This window comes from Wolbachia endosymbiont (group A) of Lypha dubia (assembly GCF_964028575.1).
GTDB classification, from domain to species: Bacteria; Pseudomonadota; Alphaproteobacteria; order Rickettsiales; family Anaplasmataceae; genus Wolbachia; species Wolbachia pipientis.
Genome location: NZ_OZ034796.1, coordinates 1616840 through 1631964 on the forward strand (window position 1 = coordinate 1616840; position 15125 = coordinate 1631964).

Genomic DNA, 15125 nt, shown 5'->3' on the forward strand with positions numbered 1-15125 from the left:
AGCAGTTAATATTCCTGCATTATAAGATTTTACATTTTGAAAATAAATTACTAATACATAAGAAACAAGTCCTAATCCATCTCATCCTAGTAAAATTCTAATTAAATTAGGACTAATAATTAATAATATTATAGATATAACAAATATTAAAACTAATATAATAAATCGATTAATCTTATAATCACTTGATATATACTCTTTTCTATAAAAAATTACTAAAGAAGAAATTATTAAAACAAAAGATATAAAAATTAATCTCATTCAATCAAATAATAAAGTTATAATAATATTAAAAGAATTAAAAGATACAACCTCTCATTCAATAAATATTATATAATCAAATATAATAAAATAAATACTAAATAAAAAACTTAATAAACTAAAAAAAAATAAACTAATAAATCTAATTTTACAAATTGATATATATTTCACAATTTAAAAAGAAATTTCTTATCATTGACACCACAAATCAATATTTTTATTAAACTATTTAAATATAATCATAATAAACACATATCACTTTTTAAAATTAATAAATTTAATGGAAATCAATGTAATAATAAAATCAAAAATTCCCGAATTAAACCTCCTCTAAAAGAATAAATTCTTGTAAAAATTATTCCATGTTGTCTATAAGAATATAAATATAAAGTATAAGCAGCACTAAAAAAAGATAATAAAGATAATATTAATATTGATAATCAAGATCATCTAACAATTCTATTAATTAAAGAAATTTCTCCTAATAAATTCAATGAAGGAGGAGCTGCTATATTAGCAGAACTTAAAAGAAATCATCATAATGCTATTGATGGTATAAAATTTAACAAACCTTTATTAATTAATAAACTACGACTTCCTAATCGTTCATAACAAATATTAGCTAAACAAAATAATCCAGAAGAACATAATCCATGAGCAATTATTAATGAATAAGAACCACATATTCCAGTATAAGTTATAGTTATTAAACCAGATAATACAATCCCTATATGTGCAACTGATGAATAAGCAATTAAAGCTTTTAAATCAGTTTGTATTAAACAAATAAATCTAATTAATACTCCTCCAATTAAACTAATTCTAATTCAAATAAAATTAAATTTTAATCCTATTATTTGTAAAAAACTAAATACTCGTAATAAACCATATCCACCTAATTTTAACATAATTCCTGCTAAAATTATTGATCCAGCAATTGGAGCTTCAACATGAGCTTTAGGTAATCATAAATGAACTAAAAACATTGGTATTTTTACTAAAAATGCTAATAATAAAGAAAAATATAAAAAATTATATAAAAATATATAATTACTTAATAAATAAAAATTTATTCTACCAATTAATTTATATAAATAAAAAATTCCAATTAACATTGGAAGAGAAACTAATAATGTATAAAATAATAAATAAATACCTGCTTGTAAACGTTCAGGTTGATAACCTCATCCTAAAATTAAAAATAATGTAGGAATTAAACTTCTTTCAAAAAATAAATAAAATATAAATAAATTTATTCTACAAAATGTAAGAATTAATAAAATTATTAACATAATAATATTTAATAAAAATAAATTTGTATAATTACTATATTTATAAATTGATTCACTAGCCATTAATATTAATGAAATAATTCAAAAACTTAATATAATTAATCCATAAGAAATTATATCACATCCAAATAAATAAGAAATTGATATAAAATAATTTCTATATATATTTATTAAAACAAAAATAAAACTTAATATAAATAATAAACTCTGTACCATTCAATAAATATTATAAATTAAACATAATGGTAAAATAAATAAAATTCTAATAATAATTTTTAACATTATAATACATTAAATCTTTGAAAATAATCATTACCATGAGTACGAATTAATGAAACTAAAATAGAAAGACCTAATGCTCCTTCACATACTCTAAAAACTAAAAATATTATTCTAAAAAAAAATTCAAAATTTATTATATTTAAATAAATAAATAATAATAAAAATAAACTTAAAACAATATATTCTAATCTCAATAATATTGATAATAAATGTTTACGATTAAAAACAAAAGTAAATAATCCTATAATTAATAAAATTCTTGAAAATCCTCAATTCAAAATTATCATTAGTTTTAATAGTTTAATAAAAACATTGGTCTTGTAAATCAAAAATAAGATTAATCTTTTAAAATTTCAAAAGAAAAGAAATTCTTTATCATTAATCCCCAAAATTAATATTTTAATTAAACTACCTTTTGATATTATTCAATGAATTTTACTATCTATAATATTAATTTTTAATTTTATTTTCATAAATATAAAACATCCTTTAGCAATAGGATTAATTTTATTAATTCAAACTACATTAATTTCAATATATTCAGGATTAATAACTAAAAGATTTTGATTTTCATATATTTTATTTTTAGTATTCTTAGGAGGAATACTTGTATTATTTATTTATGTAACTTCTTTAGCATCAAATGAAATATTTTCTTTTTCAATTAAATTAACTTTAATTTCATTTATCCTATTAATAATAATTTTAATAATATTTTATTTTTATAATAATAATTTATTATTAAATAGCAAAAATTCCGAAATACAAACAATTTATAACTTAAATTCTTATATTAAAGAAAATTCTTTATCTTTAAATAAATTATATAATTTTCCAATTAATTCATTAACAATTTTATTAATAATTTATTTATTAATTACATTAATTGTAGTAGTTAAAATTGTAAAAATTTTTAAGGGACCTTTACGACCTATATTTAACTAATGAATAAACCAATACGAACAAATCACCCAATTTTACAAATTATTAATAATGCTTTGGTAGATTTACCAGCTCCAATTAATATTTCAACATGATGAAATTTTGGTTCTCTATTATTTTTATGTTTAATAGTTCAAATTTTAACAGGATTATTTTTAGCTATACATTATACAGCAGATATTAATTTAGCTTTTAATAGAGTTAATCATATTTGTCGTGATGTAAATTATGGTTGATTATTACGAACTATACATGCTAATGGTGCATCATTTTTTTTTATTTGTCTTTATATTCATATTGGACGAGGAATATATTATGGATCATATTTATTTAAATCTACATGATTAGTAGGAGTAATTATTTTATTCTTAGTAATAGGAACAGCATTTATAGGATATGTTTTACCATGAGGTCAAATATCTTTTTGAGGAGCAACAGTAATTACTAATTTATTATCTGCTATTCCATTTCTAGGAACAGAATTAGTACAATGAGTATGAGGAGGGTTTGCAGTAGATAATGCAACATTAACTCGATTTTTTACATTTCATTTCATTTTACCATTTATTGTTTTAGCTACTACATTAATTCATATTTTATTTTTACATGAAACTGGATCAAATAATCCAATAGGATTAAATTCAAATATAGATAAAATTCCTTTTCATCCTTACTTTACATACAAAGATATTGTAGGATTTATTATTATAATAATAATTCTTATTATATTAGTTCTTATTTATCCTTATTTATTAGGAGACCCTGATAATTTTATTCCAGCTAATCCATTAGTTACCCCAATTCATATTCAACCAGAATGATATTTTTTATTTGCATATGCAATTTTACGTTCAATTCCAAATAAATTAGGAGGAGTAATTGCATTAGTATTATCAATTGCTATTTTAATAATTTTACCTTTTTATCATTTAAGAAAATTTCGAGGAATTCAATTTTATCCTATTAACCAAATTATATTTTGAATAATAGTAACAACATTAATTTTATTAACATGAATTGGAGCACGACCTGTAGAAGAACCTTATGTATTAATTGGACAAATTTTATCTGTTATTTATTTTTTATATTATTTAATTAATCCAATAATTATTAAATGATGAGATAATTTATTAAATTAGTTAATGAGCTTGAATAAGCATATGTTTTGAAAACATAATATAGAAATTAAAATTTCTATTAACTTTTTATTTTAAATTACTAAAATTAATTAACTAAATAAAATAAATTAAAAAAATTTTTAAACCAATAATAAATAATAAAAAATTTAAAGAAAAAGGTAAAAATCTTTTTCATGCTAAATATATCAATTTATCATAACGAAAACGAGGTAAAGTTCCTCGTACTCAAATAAATATAAAAGATACAAATATTAATTTTAAATAAAATATAAAATTAAAAATATCTCTTCCTAAAAATAATATACTAAATAACATTCTTATAAATAAAATACTAGCATATTCTGCTAAAAAAATTAAAGCAAATCCCCCTCTTCTATATTCAATATTAAACCCAGAAACTAATTCAGACTCTCCTTCAGCAAAATCAAAAGGTGTTCGATTAGTTTCAGCTAAAGAAATACTAAATCAAACTAATGATATAGGAAATATTAAAAATAAAAATCAAATAAATATCTGAAATTTATAAAATATTAATATATTATAACTACCAATTAAAAAAATAAAACTTAATAAAACTAAAGCTAATCTTACTTCATAAGAAATAGTTTGAGCAACAGCTCGTAAACCTCCTAATAAAGCATAATTTGAATTAGAAGATCACCCAGCAATTATTAATGTATAAACTCCTAATCTAGTACAACATAAAAAAAATATTAAACCTAAATTAAAAGAAAATAATTTCACAAATATAGGTATACATATTCAAACTAATAAAGATAAGAAAATAGAAAAAATTGGCGAAAAATAATAAGAAATATAATTAGATAATAAAGGATAAGTTTGTTCTTTAGTAAATAATTTAATTGCATCACAAAATGGTTGAGGAATTCCTATAATTCTAACCTTATTAGGTCCTTTACGAATTTGAATATAACCTAATACTTTACGTTCTAATAAAGTTAAAAAAGCAACACTTACCAATACAAAAATAATTAATAATAATATTCTAATAATTAATAATAAATTTTCTATAAAAAACAAGTACTATTTATAATAAAAATTATATAAATAAATTCTAAATTTATTGCACTAATCTGCCAAAATAGTAATTATTAATATTCATATTAAAAAATAATAATTTATTAAATATTAGGTCCTTTCGTACTGAAATATTTTATATATTTAAAGATAGAAACCAACCTGGCTTACACCGGTTTGAACTCAGATCATGTAAGAATTTAAAAGTCGAACAGACTTAAAATTTAAGCAACTGCACCTAAAATTATATCTTAATCCAACATCGAGGTCGCAATCTTTTTTATCAATAAGAACTCTCCAAAAAAATTACGCTGTTATCCCTAAAGTAACTTAAATTTTTAATCGTTAATAACGGATCAATTATTCATAAATTAATGAAATAAAAAATTAAAAGTTAATTAAATTTTAATATCACCCCAATAAAATATTTTAATTTATTATTTTAGAAAAATTCTATAAAAATATAATATAAAAAATTATAAAGATTTATAGGGTCTTCTCGTCTTTTAAATTAATTTTAGCTTTTTAACTAAAAAATAAAATTTTATTAAAAATACTTTTGAAACAGTTAATATTTCGTCCAACCATTCATACCAGCCTTCAATTAAAAGACTAATGATTATGCTACCTTTGCACAGTTAAAATACTGCGGCCATTTAAAAATTCAGTGGGCAGGTTAGACTTTATATAAATACAAAAAGACATGTTTTTGTTAAACAGGCGAACATTATATTTGCCGAATTCTTTAATAAAACTTATCATATAAAATTACTTTTACATAAATATATATATATATATATATATATATATATATATTAAAATAAATATACTAATTTTATCATTATTTTTTTATTTAAATTATTTAAATAAATACTTTAATAAAAATTTAAAATTATAAAAAATAATTAATAATTAAAATAAATTATAACACTTTTGTTAATAATAACTATTTCTAAGCTTATATTTAATAATTTATCTTTAATTTTTAAAATTTTATTTTATAGCTTATCCCATAAAATATTAAAATTAAATATTTATTTAATTTATTTATTTAATTAAATAATATAAAATTTATAAATTGAATTTATTTCTTAAAGAACTAGATACCTTTAAAAACGAATAACATTTCATTTCCAATATATTATTAAAAATAATTTTGTCACATTATATTTTATAATATATTAACTCTTTTAAAATCGAGAAAATTAAAATAGATAATTTATATTTAATAAACCCTGATACACAAGGTACAATAAATTAAATTTTCTTTTAAAATAAAAATTTTTCAATTTATTTCAATATTATTTTACAATACTAATAAACTATAATTATTATTATTTTTTCTATATAAAATACTAAAACAATTAATTATATAATTATTTTTAATAATATAAATTAAAAAAAAAGAAATTAATAAATAAATACTATTCAATTTATATTGATTTGCACAAAAATCTTTTCAATGTAAATGAAATACTTTACTTAATAAGCTTTAAATTGCATTCTAGATACACTTTCCAGTACATCTACTATGTTACGACTTATCTTATTTTAATAATAAGAGTGACGGGCGATATGTACATATTTTAGAACTATAATCAAATTATTTATCTATATAATTTTACTATCAAATCCACCTTCAATAAATATTTCAAATTTATATTCATCTAAATAAATTTATTGTAACTCATTTTTACTTAAACATAAGCTACACCTTGATCTGATATAATTTAAATATAAAAATTATGAAAATTTTCCTTCTTATAAAATATTCTAATAACGACGGTATATAAACTGATAACAAACTTAAGTAAGGTCCATCGTGGATTATCGATTATAAAACAAGTTCCTCTGAATAGATTAAAATACCGCCAAATTTTTTAAGTTTAAAGAATATAACTATTAATACCTTAATTTATTTTAATACATTTTAAATAATAGGGTATCTAATCCTAGTTTATAATTAAAATTTGCAAGTTTCAATTTTTTATTAATAAAATTATAAATTTAAAATTTCACTTAATAAATTTATTTAAATTTAATTAAATTATAATTTAACTTTAAATTGATATAATTTATTTGCATTATTAGTTTAACCGCAACTGCTGGCACAAATTTTGTTAATACTTTTTTTAATATTACTATTTCTAAATTTCTTAAATTAAAAATAATATCAATTATTGCGAATAAAATAATATTAAATATTTTTAAAATAAATAATAAACCATACAAAAATTTACATATAAATTAAATTAATAATAAATTTTTAAGCCAAAATAAAACTTTATAAATAAAAATAATAAAAATAATTATAATAATAATATTATTATTATAAAAATAAATAAATAAAAAAAGTATTTATCTTATTTAATTATGATTATGTGTATATATATATATATACAAACAATTATTAATTTAAATAATTATAATTTGGTAATTACTAACAAATGAAATTAAAAATTACATATATACACACACACATATATATATATATATATATATATATATATATATAAATAAATTTATAAATAAATTTTAATAAAATTAAAATAATAATAATAATAAATAATAAATTTATTTATACCCCTATATAAAATAAATAATTATAATATATTTTATTAATAATTAAACTTAAAAAAATTTTTTATTTATATTTATATATATATATATATATATATATATAATTAATTATTAAATTTATTTATTAATACCCCTATTTAATAAAAAAATTAATATTAATATATATATATATATATATCTCTCTCTAATCAAAAATATATTATAAAAATTAAAATAAATAAATTTGTATACTAAAAAAACATGAAAAATATATTATAAAAATTAAAATAAATAATTTTTTATATATTAAAAAAAAGAAAATGAAAAAATTTAAATAAATAAATTTTATTAATATAAATAAATAAAAAAAGTATATATATATATATATATATATATTATAAAAATTAAAATAAATAAATTTGTATACTAAAAAAACATGAAAAATTAATTAAAAATTTAATGAATTATAAAAATATAAAAATTAAAATAAATAATATAAATAAATAATTTAATCTAAAATAAAATAATAAATAATTTATAAATAAATAAAATAAATTTATATAAAAATAATTAAAAATAATAAAAACGCAAAAATTCCGAATTTTTGTAAATTTAAAATCTTTAATTTAATTAAAATATTTTATAAAAATTAAATATATTATAAAAATTATACTAAATAACAAAAATAAATAATTTAACTTAAAATTAAAAAATATTAAAATAATTTATAAAAATTAAAATAAATTACATAAAAATAATTAAAAATAATAATATAAAAAAAATTCGAAAAAATTCCGAATTTTTCGAGAATTTTAAATATTTAATTTAATTAAAATATATTATAAAAATTAAATATATTATAAAAATTATACTAAATAACAAAAATAAATAATTTAACTTAAAATTAAAAAAAAAAATATTAAAATATATTATAAATATATAAAATAAATTACATAAAAATAATTAAAAATAATAATATCAAAAAATTTGCAAAAATTCGGAATTTTTGCGTTTTTTTTTTTTTTTTTCGCCATGTAAAATTTTAAAAATTAGTTAAATTTGCATTCTAAAAAATTTTTATATTATAGAGTGCAAAATTTTTCATTCAATACTATACTAAAGAGATTAATAGATATATATTAATATATAAATATTTAGTTAATTAATATATATCTATTAATTTATATTCAAAAAAAAAAGAAATTCAATGAAGGATAGCCTAAGTTAAATTCTCATATATAATGATTTATCTAATAATTGTGCAGAAATGTAGTTATATAATAAATTTGATAATAATCCCATATATATATAAATGTATAAAATAAATTATTTATTAATTATTAAATTATATCACATGAATGACATAATTTAATATTTATATAAATAATGTATATGTATATATAAATTATATATATATATATATATGCAATTTTAAATTATTTAAATAAAATTTATATTTATTAAAATATTAATTTATAAATTAAAAAAAAATGCAAAAAATTCCGAATTTTTGTAATATATTAAATTAAATAAATAATATATAAATATAACTAAATTTTATAAATAATACTATTTTTAATTATATAAATATATTATAAATTATAAATTCAAAATTTATATTATTATAAAAATTAAAGTATAAAGAAAAAAAAAAAAAAAAAAAAAAAAAAAAAAAAAAAAAAAAAGAAGAAAAATATATTATAAAAATTAAAATAAATAAATTTGTATACTAAAAAAAACATGAAAAACTAATTAAAATTTAATGAATTGCCTGACAAAAAGGGTTACCTTGATAGGGTAAATTATGTAATATTATTACATTCATTATTTTTATATTTAATAGAGTTAAACTATTTCTAAAAGTATCAAAAACTTTTGTGCCTCATACACTAAAATATATTAATATTAAAAAAATAAGCTAATTAAGCTATTGGGTTCATACCCCACTTATAAAGGTTTTAATCCTTTTTTTTTTAATTTTAAACAATTCATCTAAAATTATATTCTTAACTATTTTAATAATGGGAACTATAATTTCAATTTCTGCTAATTCTTGATTAAGAGCTTGAATAGGTTTAGAAATTAATTTATTAACTTTTATTCCCCTAATAAGAGATAATAAATTAATATCAACAGAATCTTCATTAAAGTATTTTTTAACTCAAGCTTTAGCTTCTTCTATTTTACTATTTGCAGTAATTTTACATTTATTAAATTCTAGAAAAATTAATTCTAATTATTTGATAGAAATAATTATTTCTTTTTCCCTTCTTTTAAAAATAGGTGCAGCTCCTTTCCATTTTTGATTTCCTACTGTAATAGAAGGATTATCATGATTAAATAGTTTAATTTTAATAACATGACAAAAAATTGCACCTTTAATATTAATTTCTTACATTATAATTAAACCAATTATTATTATAAGAATTATTTTTTCAGTAATAATTGGTGCTTTAATAGGATTAAATCAAACCTCTTTACGTAAATTAATAGCTTATTCCTCTATTAATCATTTAGGATGAATATTAATAGCAATATATAATAGAAATTTATTATGAATAATTTATTTTATATTTTATTCATTTATAACAATCAGAACAATTTTTATTTTTATAATATTTAAAATTTCTCATATTAATCAATTATTTTCAATTTTTTTTAATTCAAAAATTAAAAAATTTTTTTTAATATTTAATTTATTATCTCTAGGAGGATTACCTCCATTTATTGGATTTTTTCCTAAATGACTTGTTATTCAATCTTTAACTATAAATAACCAATTTTTTTTATTAATATTTTTAATTTTAATAACATTAATTACTTTATATTTTTATATTCGATTAACTTATAGAGCTTTTATACTTAATTATTATGAAAATAATTGAATATATTATGTAAATTTTAATTCAATAAGAATAAAAATTTTTATAATATTTTCATTTTTTTCAATATTTGGCTTATTTTTAATTACTTCTATATATATATATTAATTTAAAGGTTTTAAGTTAAAAAAACTAATAGCCTTCAAAGCTATATATATAAGAATAATCTTTTAAGCCTTAGTAAACTATTACTCCTTTAGAATTGCAGTCTAATATCATTATTGACTATAAAGCTAAAATATTGATATTGATTAAAGAGAAAAATTCTCATAAATAGATTTACAATCTATTGCCTAAATTCAGCCATTTAATCGCAACAATGATTATTTTCTACTAATCATAAAGATATTGGTACTTTATATTTTATTTTAGGAGCTTGATCAGGAATAATTGGTACATCTTTAAGTATTTTAATTCGAACTGAATTAGGACATCCAGGTGCATTAATTGGAGATGATCAAATTTATAATGTAATTGTAACAGCACATGCTTTTATTATAATTTTTTTTATAGTTATACCTATTATAATTGGAGGATTTGGAAATTGATTAGTTCCATTAATATTAGGAGCCCCAGATATAGCATTTCCTCGAATAAATAATATAAGCTTCTGACTTTTACCTCCTTCATTAACTTTACTTTTAGTTAGAAGTATAGTGGAAAATGGAGCTGGAACAGGATGAACAGTTTATCCACCTTTATCATCTAATATTGCTCATGGGGGTTCTTCTGTAGATTTAGCTATTTTTTCATTACATTTAGCTGGAATTTCATCTATTCTTGGAGCTGTAAATTTTATTACTACTGTAATTAATATACGATCTGTCGGTATTACTTTTGATCGAATACCTTTATTTGTATGATCTGTAGTTATTACAGCTTTATTACTTTTATTATCTTTACCAGTATTAGCAGGAGCAATTACAATATTATTAACAGATCGAAATTTAAATACATCATTTTTTGATCCTGCAGGTGGAGGAGATCCAATTTTATATCAACATTTATTTTGATTTTTTGGTCATCCTGAAGTTTATATTTTAATTTTACCTGGATTCGGAATAATTTCTCATATTATTAGCCAAGAATCAGGAAAAAAAGAAACATTTGGTTCTTTAGGAATAATTTATGCAATATTAGCTATTGGATTATTAGGATTTATTGTTTGAGCTCATCATATATTTACTGTAGGAATAGATGTTGATACTCGTGCATATTTTACTTCAGCTACTATAATTATTGCTGTTCCTACTGGAATTAAAATTTTTAGTTGATTAGCAACTTTATATGGAACTCAATTAAATTTTACTCCTGCTACTTTATGAGCTTTAGGATTTGTATTTTTATTTACAGTTGGAGGATTAACTGGAGTAATTTTAGCTAATTCTTCACTTGATATTATTTTACATGATACTTATTATGTAGTAGCTCATTTTCATTATGTTTTATCTATAGGAGCTGTATTTGCTATTATAGCAGGATTTATTCATTGATATTCATTATTTACAGGATTAACTTTAAATAATAATCTTTTAAAATCTCAATTCTATATTATATTTATTGGAGTAAATTTAACTTTTTTTCCTCAACATTTTTTAGGATTAGCAGGAATACCTCGACGTTATTCAGATTACCCAGATGCTTATACAGCATGAAATGTAATTTCTACAATTGGGTCAACAATTTCTTTATTAGGTATTTTATTTTTTTTTTATATTATCTGAGAAAGTATAATTTTACAACGTTTAGTATTATTCCCTATTCAATTAAATTCATCTATTGAATGATTGCAAAATACACCTCCTGCTGAACATAGATATTCTGAATTACCATTATTAACTAATTTCTAATATGGCAGATTAGTGCAATGGATTTAAGCTTCATATATAAAGTATTTTACTTTTATTAGAATAAATTTATGTCAACATGAGCAAATTTAAATTTACAAAATAGTTCCTCACCTTTAATAGAACAATTAATTTTTTTTCATGATTATACTCTTCTGATTTTAGTAATAATTACTATATTAGTAAGATATTTAATAATTATATTATTGTTTAATAAATATACTAATCGTTATTTATTACATGGACAAACAATTGAAATTATTTGAACTATTTTACCAGCAATTATTTTATTATTTATTGCACTTCCTTCATTACGATTATTATATTTATTAGATGAAATTAATGAACCAGCAATTACTTTAAAAATTATTGGTCATCAATGATATTGAACTTATGAATATTCAGATTTTTCAAATATTGAATTTGATTCTTATATAATTCCTACAAATGAATTATCAATTGATTCCTTTCGATTATTAGATGTTGATAATCGAACTATTATTCCAATAAATTCACAAATTCGAACTTTAATTACATCAATAGATGTAATTCATTCATGAACTATTCCAGCATTAGGAGTAAAAGTTGATGGAACTCCAGGTCGATTAAATCAAACTAATTTTATAATTAATCGTCCTGGATTATTTTATGGTCAATGTTCAGAAATTTGTGGTGCTAATCATAGTTTTATACCAATTGTTATTGAAAGAATTCCTATTAATTATTTTATTAAATGAATTTCTAATATATAAATTATTCATTAGATGACTGAAAGCAAGTATTGGTCTCTTAAACCATTTTATAGTAAATTAGCATTTACTTCTAATGAAAAAATTAGTTAATAAATAACATTAGTTTGTCAAACTAAAATTATCATAATTTGATATTTTTTAATACCACAAATAGCTCCAATTGCTTGATTAAGTTTATTTATTATTTTTACAATTTCATTTATAATTTTTAATATAATAAATTATTATTCATTTATTCCTAATATACCTAAATCTAAATTAATTAATAAAATACAATTAATAAAATCATTAAATTGAAAATGATAACAAATTTATTTTCAGTATTTGACCCTTCTTCAAGTATTTTTAATTTATCATTAAATTGAATAAGAACATTTATAGGAATTTTAATAATTCCATCAATATATTGATTAACTCCTTCTCGATTTCATATTTTTTGAAATAATATTTTATTAACTTTACATAAAGAATTTAAAACATTATTAATACCTATAGGAACTAATGGATCTACTTTTTTATTTATTTCCTTATTTTCAATAATTTTATTTAATAATTTTATAGGATTATTTCCTTATATTTTTACAAGAACTAGTCATTTAACATTAACTCTTACATTAGCTCTACCTTTATGATTATCATTTATATTATTTGGTTGAATTAATAATACTCAACATATATTTATACATCTTGTTCCACAAGGGACTCCAGCTATTTTAATACCATTTATAGTTTGTATTGAAACAATTAGAAATATAATTCGTCCAGGAACTTTAGCTGTTCGATTAACAGCTAATATAATTGCTGGACATCTTCTTTTAACACTTCTTGGAAATACTGGTCCTTCTATACCTTCAATTTTATTAAGAATTTTAATTATTACACAAATTGCTTTATTAGTATTAGAATCAGCTGTTGCTATAATTCAATCTTATGTATTTGCTGTACTTAGTACACTTTATTCTAGAGAAGTAAATTAATGTCAACTCATTCAAATCACCCTTTTCATTTAGTAGATTATAGACCATGACCATTAACAGCATCATTAGGAGTAATAACAACTGTTTCTGGATTAGTAAAATGATTCCATCAATATGATATTTCATTATTTTTATTAGGAAATATAATTACTATTTTAACTGTATATCAATGATGACGAGATATTTCTCGAGAAAGAACATTTCAAGGTCTTCATACATTAATAGTAACAACAGGTTTACGATGAGGAATAATTTTATTTATTTTATCAGAAATTTTATTTTTTATTTCATTTTTTTGAGCTTTTTTTCATAGAAGTTTATCTCCATCAGTAGAAATTGGATCAATTTGACCTCCAACTAAAATTATTACATTTAATCCATTCCAAATTCCATTATTAAATACAGTAATTTTATTAACTTCAGGAATTACTGTAACATGAGCTCATCACAGTTTAATAGAAAATAATTTTTCTCAAACAACTCAAGGTCTATTTTTTACTGTTATTTTAGGAATTTACTTTACTATACTTCAAATATATGAATATATTGAATCTCCATTTACAATTGCTGATTCAGTTTATGGATCAACTTTTTTTATAGCAACAGGATTTCATGGAATTCATGTATTAATTGGAACAACTTTTTTAATAATTTGTTTAATTCGACATTTAAATAATCATTTTTCAATAAACCATCATTTCGGATTTGAAGCAGCAGCTTGATATTGACATTTTGTTGATATTGTCTGATTATTTCTTTATATTTCAATTTATTGATGAGGAGGATAATTAATTATTTATATAATATAAAAAGTATATTTGACTTCCAATCATAAAGTCTATTATTAATAGTATAAATAATTTTAATTATTTTAATAACAAGATTAATTATTATATTAATTTCTATAATTATAATATTTTTAGCTTCTATTATTTCAAAAAAAACTATTATTGACCGTGAAAAAGTATCTCCTTTTGAATGTGGATTTGATCCAAAATCTTCTTCCCGTATTCCATTTTCTTTACGATTTTTTTTAATTACAATTATTTTTTTAATTTTTGATGTAGAAATTGCATTAATTTTACCTATTATTTTAATTATTAAATTCTCAAATTTATTATTTTGAAGATTAACTTCAATTATTTTTATCCTAA